The 16541-nt window shown below is 72.4% G+C and carries 13 protein-coding genes; 6 read left to right on the forward strand and 7 right to left on the reverse strand.

Translation table 11 applies throughout. The annotated features are described in order from the left end of the window. Nucleotides 1–98: 98 nt before the first annotated feature. Together R8Z57_RS11440 and R8Z57_RS11445 are read right to left on the reverse strand one after the other, a co-directional pair. Nucleotides 99–683 carry a PH domain-containing protein gene (locus R8Z57_RS11440; RefSeq protein WP_318353890.1) on the reverse strand — a complete coding sequence of 195 codons (585 nt, stop codon included), beginning with the start codon at nt 681–683 and terminating at the stop codon, nt 99–101. 90 nt (nt 684–773) lie between these two features. Beyond that, entirely contained in the window at nt 774–1583 is an 810-nt protein-coding gene (locus R8Z57_RS11445) for a biotin--[acetyl-CoA-carboxylase] ligase (RefSeq protein WP_318353891.1), read from the reverse strand. 210 nt (nt 1584–1793) lie between these two features. Here R8Z57_RS11445 and R8Z57_RS11450 point away from each other — a divergent pair, with 210 nt between their 5' ends. Both R8Z57_RS11450 and R8Z57_RS11455 read left to right on the forward strand, forming a co-directional pair. Then, nucleotides 1794–3392 (forward strand): acyl-CoA carboxylase subunit beta, encoded by a 1599-nt coding sequence (locus R8Z57_RS11450; protein WP_378722479.1) that lies wholly within the window; start codon nt 1794–1796, stop codon nt 3390–3392. Then, on the forward strand, nt 3389–3631 hold the full coding sequence (locus tag R8Z57_RS11455) for an acyl-CoA carboxylase subunit epsilon (RefSeq protein WP_318353893.1): 243 nt from the start codon (nt 3389–3391) through the stop codon (nt 3629–3631). The genes R8Z57_RS11450 and R8Z57_RS11455 overlap by 4 nt, the downstream gene beginning before the upstream one ends. Nucleotides 3632–4083: 452 nt before the next feature. Here R8Z57_RS11455 and R8Z57_RS11460 read toward each other — a convergent pair whose 3' ends face one another. Genes R8Z57_RS11460 through R8Z57_RS11475 form a run of 4 tightly spaced genes read right to left on the reverse strand, consistent with a single transcriptional unit; the run spans nt 4084 to nt 8493 of the window. After that, on the reverse strand, nt 4084–5208 hold the full coding sequence (locus R8Z57_RS11460; RefSeq protein WP_318353894.1) for a hypothetical protein: 1125 nt from the start codon (nt 5206–5208) through the stop codon (nt 4084–4086). Next, nucleotides 5205–6452, reverse strand: coding sequence for a sensor histidine kinase (locus R8Z57_RS11465; protein ID WP_318353895.1), 1248 nt, complete (start codon nt 6450–6452; stop codon nt 5205–5207). Before R8Z57_RS11465 ends, R8Z57_RS11460 begins: the two co-directional genes overlap by 4 nt. Beyond that, nucleotides 6442–7119, reverse strand: coding sequence for a response regulator transcription factor (locus tag R8Z57_RS11470; protein ID WP_318353896.1), 678 nt, complete (start codon nt 7117–7119; stop codon nt 6442–6444). Before R8Z57_RS11470 ends, R8Z57_RS11465 begins: the two co-directional genes overlap by 11 nt. 9 nt (nt 7120–7128) lie before the next feature. Further along, entirely contained in the window at nt 7129–8493 is a 1365-nt protein-coding gene (locus R8Z57_RS11475) for a class I SAM-dependent RNA methyltransferase (protein WP_318353897.1), read from the reverse strand. A gap of 275 nt (nt 8494–8768) precedes the next feature. On the opposite strand from R8Z57_RS11475, the gene R8Z57_RS11480 reads away from it, so the two are divergent. Both R8Z57_RS11480 and R8Z57_RS11485 read left to right on the forward strand, forming a co-directional pair. Continuing rightward, nucleotides 8769–9458 carry a Maf family protein gene (locus tag R8Z57_RS11480; protein ID WP_318353898.1) on the forward strand — a complete coding sequence of 230 codons (690 nt, stop codon included), beginning with the start codon at nt 8769–8771 and terminating at the stop codon, nt 9456–9458. Nucleotides 9459–9533: 75 nt separating this feature from the next. Further along, nucleotides 9534–11300 (forward strand): biotin carboxylase N-terminal domain-containing protein, encoded by a 1767-nt coding sequence (locus tag R8Z57_RS11485; protein WP_318353899.1) that lies wholly within the window; start codon nt 9534–9536, stop codon nt 11298–11300. A gap of 628 nt (nt 11301–11928) precedes the next feature. Here the strand turns inward: R8Z57_RS11485 and R8Z57_RS11490 are convergent. Then, nucleotides 11929–13386, reverse strand: a complete 1458-nt coding sequence (locus R8Z57_RS11490) for an NAD(P)H-quinone dehydrogenase (protein ID WP_318353900.1) — start codon at nt 13384–13386, stop codon at nt 11929–11931. Between the two features lie 107 nt (nt 13387–13493). Between R8Z57_RS11490 and R8Z57_RS11495 the strand changes: the two genes are divergently transcribed. Together R8Z57_RS11495 and R8Z57_RS11500 are read left to right on the forward strand one after the other, a co-directional pair. Beyond that, the gene (locus R8Z57_RS11495) at nt 13494–14327 is read left to right on the forward strand and encodes a purine-nucleoside phosphorylase (protein ID WP_318353901.1); all 834 of its coding nucleotides are present in this window, start codon (nt 13494–13496) and stop codon (nt 14325–14327) included. Nucleotides 14328–14605: 278 nt separating this feature from the next. Next, the gene (locus R8Z57_RS11500) at nt 14606–16447 is read left to right on the forward strand and encodes a phospho-sugar mutase (protein ID WP_412535068.1); all 1842 of its coding nucleotides are present in this window, start codon (nt 14606–14608) and stop codon (nt 16445–16447) included. Nucleotides 16448–16541: the final 94 nt, after the last annotated feature.

Raw genomic sequence — 16541 nt, forward strand, 5'->3', positions numbered from 1 at the left:
TACACGACCAGGCTCTGCGATCCTGGGAACGCCACCCCCGGGCGGAATGGTGCCGCGCGTCAGCCGGCGGGCACCGGCGGGACGACGAACGCGCCGGATCAGGCGGGAGGTGCGACCGGCTGCGGAGGAACGGGCGGCGGGGGCCCCGGCGGCAAGGGCTGCGCATCGCGATGCGCGAGGATCTGGTTCACCTCGACCTGGTCGACGAGCGCCTCGTGCACGAGCTCGACCGTCGGGATGTCGGCCAGCCGCAGCGGCTCGTCGATCCCGTTGGCGAGGGTGATCGTGCCGGCACCCCACATCCGCTGGAGCGGGCCGCGGTGCACCTTCAGCGTGTAGCCGCGCACGTGCGCGAGCTCACGGCGCTTCGCCGCGAACACTCCCCGGCGCTCCATCACCCGTCGGGTCGTGATCGTGTAGACGTGGCCGAGCCACGACAGGTAAGGGAGGACGACGAGCAGCAGGATCACCGCAGCGGCCGCGGCCAGCAGCATCCAGTTCTCGAACGGCGCCGGAAGGTTGCCGTAGAAGTAGCCGCACGCGCCCGCGATGGCGATGAGCACGAGTGCCGACCAGGTGAGGCGCCGCGCGTGACCGCGGAAACGGGCGACGAGCAGCTCGGGCGTGGGCGCGCCGGGAGCCGGCGTCAGCGGCCTGCCGCCGTAGCTCGTCGGCTGCGTCATGGGTCCATTGTGCGATGACCGGCCGACACTTCGGCGCTCACCCGCCGTTTTCGGTCATGTGCCGGGTCGCACCGGGCGACGCATCCGAACTCAGGCCGTGCGGGTGCGCACGTGGACGACGTCGCCCGCCGAGACCACGCTCTCGTACTCGCCGTCCTGCAGCACGACCAGGCGGCCGTCGGCGTCGATGCGCTCCGCCCGGCCCCACAGCGTGGCCCCGTCGGGCAGCGAGACCGACACGTCGCTCCCGAGCGTCCCGCACAGCGCCTCCATCTCGGCGATCACTCCCGCGGCCGCCGCATCGCCGCCGGCCACCGCGAGCGCTGTCAGCTGCTCGTCGAGCGCGAGGAGGTAGTCGGCGAGGAGGCGGTCCTCGTCGCACGTGAGACCGAGCACCGCGAACGACGTCGCCGTCTCGACCGGCAGGTCGGTGCGCGGCATCCGCGTGTTGACGCCGGCTCCCATCACGACGACATCGGGATGCCCGGGCACGACCTCGGCGAGGATGCCGCACACCTTCGCCCCGTCGATCAGCACGTCGTTGGGCCACTTGAGGGTGACCGAGTGCGTCGATCCCGACAGCTGCGCGGCGATCGCGCGCGTCATGGCGGCTCCGGCCAGGAGGGGGATCCATCCCCGCGCGGACGCCGGGATCCCGCCGACGCGCAGTGCGACCGACACCGCGAGCGCCGAACCGGGCGGTGTGACCCAGTCGCGGTCGAGACGGCCACGGCCGGCGCGCTGGTCGGTCGTCAGCAGCAGCGACAGGTGCGGCCAGTCGTGCGGGGCATCGACCACGTGGCGCACGACATCGGCGTTCGTGGAGTCGGTGGCCGCGACCACCTGCACGCGCGGGCTGACGGCGGCCGTCAGCGGGTATCCCTCGGACTGGTTCGTCATGACCTCACGCTACCCGCGACCTCGCGCCGCGGCATCGACGACGGGCGTGCGAGCGCGGCACAGCGGGCCGCGGCATCCGTTCCGCTCGCCGAACCCCGCGGCGAGCGTCCGCGCGGGCGCCGGCAGGAGACGCAGACCCACAGCGGATGCCGCGGCCCCTTGTGCGAACCCTCCAACGTCAACCGCACGCCCGCCGATAGGGTGGAATCCGTGACTCACCCGTCGAATCAGACCGACCTGTCGACGACCGCCGGCAAGATCGCCGACCTCCGCGCTCGCTTCCAGGAGGCCGTCCTCGATCCCGAAGAGGTCGCCAAGGAGAAGCAGCACGCCAAGGGCAAGGGCACTGCGCGCGAGCGGATCGAGCAGCTCCTCGACACCGGCAGCTTCGTCGAGCTCGACGAGTACGTGCGCCACCGCACCAGCGCGTTCGGCATGGACCGCTCGCGCCCCTACGGCGACTCGGTCGTCACGGGCGTCGGCACCATCCACGGCCGCACCGTCGCGGTCTACTCGCAGGACTTCTCGACCTTCGGCGGATCGCTCGGCGAGGTGGCCGGCGAGAAGATCATCAAGGTCATGGAGTTCGCGCTGCGCTCGGGCATCCCGATCGTCGGCATCCTCGACTCGGGCGGCGCGCGCATCCAGGAGGGCGTGGTCGCGCTCGGCAAGTACGGCGAGATCTTCCGCCTGAACACGCGGGCGTCGGGGGTCATCCCGCAGATCTCGATCATCATGGGCCCGGCCGCGGGCGGCGCGGTCTACTCCCCCGCCCTCACCGACTTCGTCGTCATGGTCGACAAGACGAGCCAGATGTTCGTCACCGGCCCCGACGTCATCAAGACGGTCACCGGCGAGGACGTCGGCATGGAGGAGCTCGGCGGCGCGCACACGCACAACACCCGCTCGGGCGTCGCGCACTACCTCGCCGAGGACGAGGACGACGCGATCGACTACGTCCGCACCATGCTGAGCTTCCTGCCCGACAACAACATGGCCGAGCTGCCGGTGTACGAGACGGGCTTCGAGTTCGAGACGACGGATGCCGACCGCGCGCTCAACGCGATCATCCCCGACTCGCCGAACCAGCCGTACGACATCCACCAGGTGATCCGCGGCATCGTCGACGCCGAGGACTTCCTCGAGGTGCAGCCGCTGTTCGCCCCGAACATCGTCATCGGCTTCGGACGCATCGAGGGGCGCTCGGTCGGCATCATCGCCAACCAGCCCTCGCAGATGGCCGGCACGCTCAACATCGAGGCCGGCGAGAAGGCGAGCCGCTTCGTCCGCTTCTGCGACGCGTTCTCGATCCCGATCGTGACGCTCGTCGACGTGCCCGGCTACCTGCCCGGCACCGACCAGGAGTGGACGGGCGTCATCCGCCGCGGCGCGAAGCTCCTCTACGCCTACGCCGAGGCGACCGTGCCGCTCGTCACCGTCATCCTGCGGAAGGCCTACGGCGGCGCGTACATCGTGATGGGCTCCAAACAGCTCGGCGCCGACATCAACCTCGCGTGGCCGACGGCCGAGATCGCCGTCATGGGCGGCCAGGGCGCGGTCAACATCCTCTACCGCGGCGAGATCAAGCGCGCCGAAGAGGCCGGCGAAGACGTCGCGGCGGTGCGCACGCGCCTCGCCAACGAGTACACCTACAACGTCGCCTCGCCGTTCCTGGCGGCCGAGCGGGGCGAGCTCGACGGCATCATCGAGCCGGCGGCCACCCGCGTGTCGATCGCGAAGGCGCTGCGTGCGCTGCGCGGCAAGCGGGCGAGCCTGCCGCCCAAGAAGCACGGGAACATCCCGCTGTGAGCGACGCCCGCGGGGGGACGGATGCCGCGTCCGGCGACGGCGTCACCATCGACGTGCGGCGGGGCACCCCGACGGAGGAGGAGCTCGCGGCGCTCATCGCGGTCGTGAGCGAGGCGTACGTCGGGGAGGCCGCGGAAGCGGTCGCCGACGATCGCGCGACCCGCAGCGCGTGGGCGCTCTCGCAGCGGACCCTGCGCGAGCCGCTCCGGCGCGATCTCGGCTGGGGCCGATTCGGCTGACCGCCGAAGGCGGACACCCGAATCCGGTTGTCGAGTAGTGAGCGCCAGCGAACGTATCGAGACACGGCTGACCGCCCGCAGGGGCGACATGGGCTCTCGGATTTGTCCCCCGAAATACCTACAGACATGAGACTTGCAATCTCGGGATACTTGTTCCGCTGGAACGCTTCTGCGTTCGGCCGATCCGAATCCGTTCTGCGGGTGTCCCGGATCCGGCCACGCGAACGGTTTTCGGGTAACCGTTCGCCAGGCGAGGGGCGGGCGGCTTCGCCGCCCCTCGCCTTCTTCGTCTCCGCTCCCCGTCCGGTTTCCCCTCCCCCTATCGGACGGGGAGCGAGTATGCCGTCGACCGGATGCCGCCGCAGCGGCGCGGGACGCGGCATCCGCTCTCGGCGCCAGCGGGCGTCGCACATGGCCGCGGCACGCTGAGAGCGGGCCGGGACCGCCGCTGGTCAGCCGGCGCCGGGGTGCGGGATCTCGCGCCAGAGGTCGACGGCGTCCTCGTCGCTGGGGCCGCCGACCGACGGCGATCGCCCGACGACGGTGACCGCGACGCGCTCGTCGGGGGACGTGCGGATGTAGAGGCGGTCGGAGCTCGCGGACCGGAGGGTCTCGGCGAGCTGACCGCGGATGATCGAGAGCGTCTGCTCATCGACGTCGTCGAGGCCGCCCTCGTCGAGGACGGTCACGTTGGCGCCGCGGCGGCGCGCGCGCTCGAGCTCGGCGCGCACGTCATCGTCGAGCAGGCGGGGTCCGCGCATCTCGTCGCGCAGCCGCCCCTCGGCGATGCGCGCCTCGAGCCGGTCGGCGTCGGTCAGCGCCCCGCCCTGCGCGACCGTGCGGGTGAGCACGGGGCCCGCGACCGCGAGCGCCTTCTGCACCTGCACGCGCCGCTCGCGCTGGCGCACCACCTGCGACGTCTGCCACGCCGTCGCGGCGCGCTGCAGGCGGGTCAGGCGGGAGGTGTCGCGCGCCGCCCGGTCCATCGAGAACACCAGCAGCTGGGCGCAGGTCACCCACACGATCGATCCGACGAGGCCGAGCGCGAGCGCGTTCAGCGGCCCCATCCACACCATGGACGCGATCGCGAGCAGCACGATCCCCGTCCAGGCGGTCCACGGGCGCCGGCGGACCATGACGATGGTCATGAGGGCGCCGATCCCGCCGAGGTACCAGGTGGCGAACGACGCCAGCCGGGAGGCCTCGCCGGCGGCGAGAGAGATCGCACTGGGGACGATCACCGCGCACGCCAGCGCCAGGATCTGGGCGACGGGCGGGAGGCGATGCGGACTGCGGACCCGTTCGACGAGGTCGGGGAGCCGCGCGGACGTGGCCCCGGACGCGGAGGCGGACGCCGCATCGGCGTCCACGGCCGCCGACGGCACCGGTGCCTCGTCAGGCCGTCGGGCGGGCTCCCAGAAGATGCAGAGCCACGTCGTCGCCAGATAGAAGGCGAGCGTGACGACGATGATGAGCGGCTGCGGCACCGGGGCCGCGCCCCAGGTCAGCCCGCGCGCCGCGAGGTAGGCCGTGAAGGCGACCGCGAGCACGACGAGGACGTTCTTGACGCTGATCATGTGGCGGGCGCCTGCCAGGTGAGCCGGACGACCGTGCCGTGGGCGCCGGTCTCGAGATCGGTCTGGCCGCCCACGGCGGCGACGCGCGCGAAGATCGACGCGCGGATGCCGAGGCGGTCGTCGGGGATGGCGTCCAGGTCGAACCCCTCGCCGGCGTCGTGAACCTCCACGCGCACGCGCCCCCCGTGGGCGGTGACAGCGATCCCGAGTCCCGCCCCGCCGGCGTGCTGGATCGCGTTGGCCACCGCCTGGGTGGCCGCGAGCACGATCGCCCGGGCGACGCGGCCGGGGATCGGCGAACTCGAGGTGTCGATCTCGCGCTGCACGTCGACGTCCACGCCGAGTTCGAGCGCGGCCTCGGTGATCTCGTGCGCGATGGCTGCGGCATCCCACGGCTCGTCGGTGCCCTCGTGCGCGTCCTGCTCGGTGTTGGCGAGCCGGGTGAGCGCCTCGCGGGCCATCGTCGCGGCCAGGGTGCGCTCCCGCGGCGTCGTGGCCCGCTCGGCCGCGATGAGCGCGGCCAGCACGCTGTCGTGCATCAGGGCGGCGACCGACACGCGCTCCTGCTCCGCCGCATCCGCGGCGGCCGCCTGCGCGTACGAGGCCACCGCCTCGGCGCGCGTCTCGTCGACGTTCACGGCGACCGACCGGAACAGCCAGCCGAGCGTCAGGATGACGCCGCCGAGGATGAGCGCGAACGACACGTCGAGCGCCACTGTCGGCCAGAACTCCGGGGAGAAGTCCGCCTGCATCATCCGCACCAGCCCGAAGAGAACCGGGGCGAGGATGGTCCACGCGATCTGCAGCGGGAACGGGAAGGCGAGCACCGCAGCGAGGGTCGCGAGGTTGACGAGGTACCAGATCCACGGCTCGTCGAGCGATGTCGGGGGGATGCCGGCGGTGGCGACCGGCCACGCGGCGAGCGCCATCACGTAGATGAGCGCGAACGCCCCGGCCGCGACCCGGATCCCCCGGCCGATCAGGCACGCCAGGATCATCACGCCCAGCGAGCCGAACACGATGATCATGAGCGCCGCGTGCCACTCCGGCGCCTCGTCGGTCGACCCCAGCGCGGCGAAGAAGGCCTGCGCGCCGATGATCACCGAGCCGATGCCGCCGGCGAGGGCGATGATGCGCTCCACCCGCGCGCGCGTGAACGAGCCGATCCCCGTGGTCGCCTGCGGCGAGTGCGGGATCTGCGCCCAGGCGGTGTCGAGCACCCCGGTCTGCGCGTCAGCGGCCACGCGCGATGTCTCCCGAGTCCGCCGACGGTTCCACCAGGATGCCGTCCTCGACCGCCCGGTGCAGCAGGTCGATCTTGGTGGGGGCCGGACGCCCCACCTCGACGTACTTGACGCGGATCCGCGTGATGTTCTCCTTGGCGGTGGAATAAGCGACGCCGAGGCGATCGGCCACCACCTTCAGCGGCAGGCCGGCTGCGTACAGCCGCAGCACGTCGCGCTCGCGGGCCGACAGCTGCGCGTCGGCGAAGGCGCGGTCGCCCTCGACGGCGCTGGCCCACTCGACGTTGTTGAGCGGCTCGCCGCGGGCGACCGTGCGGACCGCTGCGATGACGTCGTCGATCGGCGACGACTTGCTCACCACGCCGGCCGCGCCCGCGGCGAACGCCTCGCGCACGGCAGCGGGCCGGTCGGCGACGCTGTGGATGATCACGCTCGAGCCGTCGAGCACGAGGCGCCGCACGTTCTCGGTGACCGTGGTGCCGTCGCCGAGGGTCAGGTCGAGCACCACGACGTCCGCCGGCGCCTGCCGTGTCGATGCACGCCACGAGAGGTACTCGGTGACGGTGCTCCCCGAGAAGACGACCGTCTTCGTCTCGGCGCGGGCGCACGCGGCCGCCAGACCGAGCCGCACCGACTCGTGGTCGTCGATCAGGGCCACGCGCGTCATGCCGTCAGCCTACCGACGTGCGTCATCGCGGGTGAGGACCGCGACGGCCTCGACGTGATGCGAGTTCGGGAACAGGTCCAGCGCCTGCACGGCGGCGAGGTCGTACCCGCCCTGCCGGAAAGTGGCGACGTCGCGCGCGAGGGCGACGGGGTCGCACGCGACGTAGACGACGGTCTCGGGCGAGAGCCCGGTGATCCGCTCGACGACGTCCCGCCCGGCTCCCGAGCGCGGCGGGTCGAGCAGCACGACCCCTCGCGACAGCCGCTCTCGTTCGGTGACGGATGCCTCGTCCCTCAGCTTCGCCAGCCACCGGTCGACGCGCCCGGTCTCGGCGCGGGCACCGACCCAGTCGGCGAGGTTCTCCCCGGCGTGCTCTGTCGCGCGCGCGTCGGACTCGACGCTCGTGACGCGGGTCGCGGGGCCGCCGAGGTCTCCGAGGGTCGCCGCGAAGAGGCCCACGCCGCCGTAGAGGTCGAGATGCCAGGCGTCCGGATCGATCCAGGCACCGCCGGACTGCGGGATCGGACCGTCCGCGCGGAGGCCGCGAAGCGAGCCGGCGACGACCTGGCTGAGCGTGTGTGCCGCGAGGCGGTGCACCTGCCAGAACCCTCCCGCGTCGACCCGGAACTCCCGGCCGCCCACGGTCTCGACGAGCACCTCGGCCTCGGGCGTGCGACGAGCGCGGCGGTCGCCGCCGCGCCGGCGTGCGGCATCCTTCCCCCGTTCCGGCCGCGGCAGCACGCGGACACGGCCGTCCGTCGGCTGCACGAGATCGACGCGGCCGGCCTCGCCGGTCCGCAGCGCGAGAGCGGCGCGCTCGACCTCGGCCGTCGCGAGCGGCAGGTCTTCGAGGGGCACGACACGGTGGCTGCGGGCCGCGTACTGGCCGATGCTCCCATCGGCGTCGACGTGCAGGCTGACGCGGGTGCGCCAGCCGGTGCCGTCGATCGTCTCCTCGTCGAGCGGGTCGCCGGCGTCGGACATGAGGGGCCCCGCCTCGGCGATCGTGGCGCTGGGCACCTCGATGCCGCCGAACCGCTGCAGCGCGTCGAGCAGCACTTCGAGCTTGAGGCTGCGCTGATGTGCCAGCGAGATGTGCCCGAAGTCGGCCCCGCCCGGGCGCTGGTCGGGCGGCACGTCGACGTCGGCCTGCCGCCAGACGTGCAGCTGCCGGTGCGGCGACGCGTCGAGCACCTCGAGCGTCTCGCCGCGCCAGAACGACTTCTTCGAGGTGTCGGTGAGCCGCACGCGCACTCGCTCCCCTGGGATCGCGTCCGGCACGAAGACGACGCGCCCCTCATGCCGGGCGACGAACACGCCGCCGTGGGCGACGCCCGTGATGTCGAGGTCGATGATGTCGCCGGTTCCGCTCACCCGTCGAGCCTACGGCCGCCGCGCTGTTCGCAACTCAGGATGGTCGATCCGTATGCGCGCGCAAGGCGGTGTTCCGCAGCATCCATCCTGAGTTGCGAACGGCGCGATCCGCGTACCGTGGGTGCATGCGCGACGGACGACGCGCGCAGCCGCCCTGCGGGATTCGGCCTCGTTCAACGGTGATCATGCCGAACCCGGGTATTTCGGGGGCCACCGGGTGCTGCCACGCACGTGCGGACTGAATCACGCAGGCGCGATCCGCGTACCGTGGGTGCATGCGCGTCTGCCTCGCCTCCACCTCGCCCGCACGGCTCATGCTGCTGCGGCAGTTCGGCATCCGTCCGCTGACCTTGGCGCCCGACGTCGACGAGGAGGCGGTGATCGCCGCCGTCGAGTCGGCGGAGGGCCGCACGCTCGCGCCGGACGAGCACGTGCTGCTGCTGGCGCGCCGCAAGGCTGCCGACGTGGCGGCGCGGCTGCAGGACGACATCCCGGGCTTCGACGGCATCGTGATCGGCGGGGACTCCATGTTCGAGCTCGACGGCGATATCCTCGGCAAGCCCTACACGCCTGAGAACGCGACCGCGAGGTGGCGGGCGATGCGCGGGCGCACCGGGGTGCTGCACTCGGGCCACGCCGTCGTGCGGCTCTCGCCCGGCGAACCCCCGCGCGAGGTGCACGCGACGGCTGCGGCATCCGTCTCGTTCGCGGCCGATGTGACGGATGCCGAGATCGAGGCCTACGTGGCCTCGGGCGAGCCGCTGCTCGTGGCCGGCGCGTTCACCGTCGACAGCCTCGGCGGCGCGTTCATCGAGCGCGTCGAGGGCGATCCGTCGACGGTCGTCGGGATGTCGGTCTCGACGCTGCGCCGGCTCGTGCGGGAACTGGACGTCGAATGGACGGCGCTGTGGCACTCGACCGACCCGTCTCTCGGCGCCGATATCGACGCACCGCTGTTGTCGTAGGAGTCCCACGTTTCTCGTCGGTTCTTGTACGAACCGCTCAAAAGTCCGGGCAACGGCGTCGGTAGGCTGGCATCCATGCCTCAGATCGCCAAGGTTCTCGTTGCCAACCGCGGCGAGATCGCCGTCCGCGTCATCCGCGCCGCCCGCGACGCCGGGAAGTCGTCGGTGGCGGTCTACGCCGATCAGGACCGCGACGCCATGCACGCCCGGCTGGCCGACGAGGCCTACGCCCTCGAGGGGTCGACCGGCGCAGAGACGTACCTGTCGATCGACAAGATCCTCTCCGTCGCGCGTCGCTCGGGCGCCGACGCCGTGCACCCCGGCTACGGCTTCCTCGCCGAGAACGCCGACTTCGCGCGCGCCGTCATCGACGCGGGCCTGATCTGGATCGGCCCGTCGCCCGAGGCCATCGAGGCGCTCGGCGACAAGGTCACCGCGCGTGCCGTCGCCGAGAAGGTCGGCGCACCGCTCGCCCCGGGAACCCCCGGTCCCGTCGCCGGCGCCGACGAGGTCGTCGCGTTCGCCGAAGAGGTGGGCCTGCCCATCGCGATCAAGGCCGCGTACGGCGGCGGCGGCCGCGGACTCAAGGTCGCGCGCACCATCGAAGAGGTGCCCGAGCTCTTCGAGTCCGCCACCCGCGAGGCGATCACGGCCTTCGGTCGCGGCGAGTGCTTCGTGGAGAAGTACCTCGACAAGCCGCGTCACGTCGAGACGCAGTGCCTCGCGGATGCCGCGGGCAACGTCGTCGTCGTCTCCACGCGCGACTGCTCGCTGCAGCGCCGTCACCAGAAGCTCGTGGAGGAGGCCCCGGCCCCGTTCCTCAGCGACGAGCAGAACCGCGTGCTGTACGAGGCGTCCAAGGCCATCCTCAAGGAGGTCGGCTACGTCGGAGCGGGAACCTGCGAGTTCCTCATCGGCGCCGACGGCACCATCTCGTTCCTCGAGGTCAACACCCGTCTGCAGGTCGAGCACCCGGTGTCGGAGGAGGTCACCGGCATCGACCTCGTGCGCGAGCAGTTCCGGCTCGCCGAGGGCCAGGAGCTGGGCTACGACGACCCGAAGCCCGAGGGCCACTCGATCGAGTTCCGCATCAACGGCGAGGACCCGGGTCGCGGGTTCCTCCCCCAGCCCGGACCGATCCACGTGTTCAAGACGTTCGGCGGCCCCGGGATCCGCCTCGACTCCGGCGTCACCGCGGGCGACAGCGTCTCGGGCGCGTTCGACTCGCTGCTCGCGAAGATCATCGTCACCGGCCGCGACCGCGCCGAGGCGCTCGAGCGCTCGCGCCGCGCGCTCGACGAGTTCGAGGTCGCGGGCATGCCGACGGTGCTGCCGTTCCACCGCAAGGTCGTGCGCGACCCCGCGTTCACCGCGGAGGACGGCCGGTTCGGCGTCTACACCCGCTGGATCGAGACCGAGTTCGTCAACGACATCGCGCCCTGGGACGGCGAGCTCAGCGAGCCGACCCCGGCCGAGGCGCGGCACACCGTCGTCGTCGAGGTCGCCGGCAAGCGCCTCGAGGTCAGCCTTCCCGACCGCGTCGTCGCCCCGGCGGGTGTCGCCGGCCGCCCGGCCGCCGTGCCGCCGTCGCGCCGCTCGCACGCCCCGTCGGTCGTCGCCGGCGCCTCGGGCGACGCGGTGAAGTCGCCCATGCAGGCGACCATCGTCAAGGTCGCCGTCGAAGAGGGCCAGCAGGTCGTCAAGGGCGACCTCGTGGTGGTGCTCGAGGCGATGAAGATGGAGCAGCCCATCCAGGCCCACAAGGACGGCGTCATCGGCGCCATCAACGCCGACCCCGGCACGACCGTCTCGGCCGGTCACCAGCTGCTCACCATCAGCTGACGGATTCCGGATGCCTCGGCCCGAGGCATCCGTCATCCCGATCCCCGCGGCGGCCCGGGCGGCCGTCCGTCGTCCGTCGTTCGTCGTCGTCGTCACACCCTGTGTCGAGATCGTGCAATGTCGGCGAACGAGCATGCCCTCGGCGCCGACGACGTGCTGTCTCGCCGATAACGCGCTATCTCGACGACCCGGGCGGCGCGGCGCCCAGACCCGGGGGCATCCCCGATCGGTCGGGGCTCGGGCATCCGTCCTCCTCGCGCGGTCACCCACTCCCCTGCGCCGAGAACGCAGTGACTCGGCGAACGAGCATGTCCTCGGCGCCGACGACGTGCTGTCTCGCCGATAACGCGCTATCTCGACGACCCGGGCGGCGCGGCGCCCAGACCCGGGGGCATCCCCGATCGGTCGGGGCTCGGGCATCCGTCCTCCTCGCGCGGTCACCCACTCCCCTGCGCCGAGAACGCAGTGACTCGGCGAACGAGCATGTCCTCGGCGCCGACGACGTGCTGTCTCGCCGATAACGCGCTATCTCGACGGCCCGGGCGGCGCGACGCGAGCCGCGGCGGCGCCCCGGGGCCCGGGCGGCGCGGCGCGAGCCGGGGCGCGCGCGAGCCGGGGGCGCGGCGGGTCAGCCGCCGTAGACGTTGTGGTCGACGACGTGCATCGCGCGGGCAGCGTCGGTGATGCTGCCCGACAGCGACGGGTAGACCGCGAACACGCGCGAGACCTGGTCGACCGTGAGGCGCCGCTCGACGGCGATCGCGATCGGGTAGATGAGCTCGGACGCGCGCGGGGCGACGATGACGCCCCCGATGACGGTGCCGCTGCCCTCGCGGGCGATGAGCTTCACGAAGCCGTCCTTGACGCCCATCATCTTCGCACGCGGGTTGGCGGCGAGGGGCAGCTTGTGCACGACGCCGTTGATGTGGCCGTCGGCGATGTCGTTCTCCTGCCAGCCGATCGTCGCGATCTCGGGCGCGGTGAAGATGTTCGACGTGATGCGGCGGCGCTCGAGGGGGATCACCACGTCGCCGAGCGCGTGGAAGACGGCGGTGCGGCCCTGCATCGACGCGACCGACGCGAGCGGCACGAAGGTGGTGCAGTCGCCGGCGGCGTAGATGTTCGGCACCGACGTGCGTGCGACGCGGTTCACCTGGATGTTGCCCGACTCGGTCATCTGCACACCGGCCTCTTCCAGGCCGATGCCCTTGGTGTTCGGCACCGATCCGACGGCCATGAGGCAGTGGCTGCCCTCGACGGTGCGGCCGTCCGACAGCGTCACGACCACGCGGTCGCCGGTGTTCTCGACCTTCTCGGCGCGGGACTTCGACAGCAGGTTCATGCCGCCACGCTTGAAGACGCGCTCGAGGACGGCCGCGGCATCCTTGTCCTCCCCCGGGAGCACCTGGTCGCGGCTCGACACGAGCGTGACCTTCGCGCCCAGGTTCATGTAGGCGCCGGCGAACTCGGCCCCTGTGACGCCGGAGCCGACGACGATGAGGTGCTCGGGCAGGGCGTTCATGTTGTACAGCTGGGTCCAGGTGAGGATCCGCTCGCCGTCGGGCTTGGCGCTCGGGAGCTCCCGCGGCGACGACCCGGTCGACACCACGAGGGTGTCGGCCTCGACGCGGTCGAAGTCGGTCCCGCCGGGACCCGTCGACACCACGACGGCGTGATCGCCTTCGAGGCGGCCGTGGCCGGAGATGATGCGCACCCCCGCCTCGACGAGCGAGGCGCGCATGTCGTCGGATTGCTGCCGCGCGAGGGTGAGCAGACGCTTGTTGACCGCGCTGAGGTTGATCGCGATCTCGGGCTTGAGGGGCTTGCCCTCCTTGCCCTTCGCGAACAGCTGCACGCCGAGGTCTCCCGCCCCGGCGATCGCGACGGCCGCGTCGGCGGTCGCGATGAGCGACTTCGACGGGACCACGTCGGTGATCACCGCGGAACCGCCGATCCCCGCTCGTTCGACCACCGTCACCTCGGCTCCGAGCTGGGCGGCGGCCAGCGCCGCTTCGTAGCCTCCGGGTCCGCCGCCGAGGATGGCGACGCTCTGGGTGGTCTCGAAGCTGATCGACATGGATTCCATTCTTCCTTGCCGGATGCCTCGGCCACGACCATCGCGCCGACACTCCCGGGTGCCGGTCCGCGGGGGCTGCGCTGGCTCTCGCGCCCGCCGGTTCCTAAAGTGGGGGCATGTCAGTCAGCATCGGCAATCCTCTCGACGATCCCGCGGCCGATCCCTTCGAGGTCGCCGCCACCGCCGCGGAGGACATCGCCCGCATCACCGGCGTGGAGCGCCACGACATCGCGCTCACCCTCGGCAGCGGATGGGGCAAGGCCGCGGAGCTCCTCGGCGAGACGACCGCCACGTTCCCCGCGACGCAGGTGACGGGTTTCAGCGCCCCCGCGCTCACCGGCCACGTCGGCACTCTCCGCAGCGTCGTCACGCCCAAGGGCAAGCGCGTGCTCGTCATCGGCGCCCGCACCCACTACTACGAGGGCTACGGCGTGCGCCGCGTGGTGCACAGCGTGCGCACGGCCGCCGCGACCGGGGCCCGGACCATGGTGCTGACCAACGGCGCCGGCGGCATCAAGCACACCTGGAGTCCGGGGCGCCCGGTGCTGATCAGCGACCACATCAACCTCACCGGCGACTCGCCGCTGGAGGGCGCGACGTTCGTCGACCTCACCGACCTCTACTCGCTGCGGCTGCGCGACCTCGCCCGCTCGATCGACCCGACCCTCGACGAGGGCGTCTACTGCCAGTTCCGCGGACCGCAGTACGAGACACCGGCCGAGGTGCAGATGGCCAAGACCATCGGCGGGCACATCGTCGGCATGTCGACCGCCCTCGAGGCGATCGCCGCCCGTCAGGCGGGCATGGAGATCCTCGGCTTCTCGCTCATCACGAACATGGCCGCCGGCATCCAGAAGACGCCGCTCAGCCATCAGGAGGTCATCGACGCCGGCCGCGAGGCCGAGCCGGTCATCTCGTCGCTCCTCGCCCGCGTGATCGGGGCACTGTGAGCGGCGAGGAGGTGCCGGCCGCGCGTCCCGACGTGCAGGAGCCGGCGCCCGCCGAGGTGCCGACGGCGAGCACGACCGCCGGAGACGTCCTGACCCGCGCCCACGCGTGGCTCGCACAGGACCCCGACGGCGAGACCCGCGCCGAGCTGCGCGCGCTCATCGAGTCCGCCGAGGCCGGCGATGCCGACGCCGAAGCCGAGCTCGCCGACCGGTTCTCGGCGCGCCTCGCCTTCGGCACGGCGGGCCTGCGCGGTGCCCTGGGCGCCGGCAGCAACCGCATGAACCGCGTGCTGGTGGCGCAGGCCGCTGCCGGTCTCGCCGCCTACGTGCGCGAGAAAGCGGGGCTCCCTCCCGTCGGCGTGGAGGCCGCGCACGGCCACGCGGACGCGCAGGGACAGCATGCCGCGCATGCGGAGGATGCCGCTGCCGACGCCGCCGTGATGCTCGAGCCGGAGGGCGTCGCAGACGAGGCCGTCTCAGCCGGTGCGCAACCCACCGACGCAGGAGCCGGCCCGGACACCGACGCGGACAGCGACTCAGACTCGGACGCGGGCGCCGCCGCTGACGCGGCGGCGGACTCCGACGCCGCCGTCCCGGCATCGGTCGCCGAACCCGGTGACGCGGAGCCGACCGCGCCCGAGCTCACCGAAGCGCCCTCGGCCGACGCGCTCGAAGCCGAAGGCCCCGAGGTCCCGGGCATCCTCGACGACGCGCCCATCGTGGTGATCGGCTTCGACGGCCGTCGCAACTCCGACGTGTTCGCCCGGGACTCGGCCGAGATCTTCGCCGGCGCAGGGCTGCGGGCCATCCTCATGCCGCGGCTGCTGCCGACGCCCGTGCTGGCGTTCGCCGTGCGCCACCTCGGCGCGGCGGCGGGCGTCATGGTCACCGCGAGCCACAACCCGCCCGACGACAACGGCTACAAGGTGTACCTCGGGGGTGCCGACGACGGCTCGCAGATCGTGGCACCCGCCGACGCCGAGATCGCCGCCCACATCGAGCGGGTGGCGGAAGCCGCCGACATCAGCACCATCCCTCGCTCGCTCGGATTCGAGCTCGCGACCGAGGCCGTCGTCGACGAGTACGTCGCCGCGACGGCGGCGGTCGCGCCGGCGCCGGCGGGCGCCGCGGGGCTCACGTGGGTCTACACCGCGATGCACGGCGTCGGCTGGGAGACCTTCTCGCGCATCCTCGAGACGGCCGGGTACCCGGCTCCCGTCCCCGTGGACGCCCAGCTCCAGCCCGACGGCGCGTTCCCGACGGTCGCGTTCCCCAACCCGGAGGAGCCCGGCGCGATGGACCTCGCGTTCGAGACGGCCCGGAGCGCCGGTGCCGACCTCGTCATCGCCAACGACCCGGACGCCGACCGCCTGGCCGTCGCCCTCCCCGACGAGGGTGCCGAGGGTGGGTGGCGGCGCCTCAGCGGCAACGAGATCGGGCTGCTGCTCGGCTGGCGCGCCGCACGCCGCGCCGCGGCCGACGGCGCCGCTCCCGCCGGTGCCTCGCTCGCGTGCTCGCTGGTGTCGTCGCCCGGACTGCAGACGGTCGCCGAGCACTACGGGCTCGGCTTCCACGCCACGCTCACCGGGTTCAAGTGGATCTCGCGCGCGCCGGGCATGGTGTTCGGCTTCGAAGAGGCGCTCGGCTACCTGGTGAACCCCGAGACGGTGCGCGACAAGGACGGCATCTCGGCGGCCGTGGCGATCCTCGGGATGGTGTCCGAGGCCCGCGAGCGGGGCGAGTCGCTGGCCGACCTGCTGACCGAGTTCGATCGCACCTTCGGCTCGTTCGCCAGCGACCAGGTCTCGATCCGCGTGGAGGACGTGTCGCAGATCGGCGCGATCATGACGGCGCTGCGGGCGCGGCATCCGGAATCCGTCGGCGGCACCGCCGTCGACCGCATCGACGACCTGCTCGACGGCGTCGGCGACCTGCCGCCCGGTGACGTGCTGCGGCTGTGGCTCACCGACGGCTCGCGCGTGATCGTGCGCCCGAGCGGCACCGAGCCGAAGCTCAAGCTGTACCTCGACGTGCGGGGCGAGTCGCACGACGACGCCACGGCGCGCATCCGGGGCCTGGCCGACGGCGCCCGCGCGCTCCTCGCCGAGTACGGCGGCTGAGCGCCCTCACCGACGCCGCCGCACGGGTCCGGACGCGTGGTGTCCGGACCCCGTGCTACAGTCACCTCCGCGATATATCGCGAACCCACGCTCG

It is taken from the genome of Microbacterium sp. M3, assembly GCF_033548675.1.
Taxonomy (GTDB): domain Bacteria; phylum Actinomycetota; class Actinomycetes; order Actinomycetales; family Microbacteriaceae; genus Microbacterium; species Microbacterium arthrosphaerae.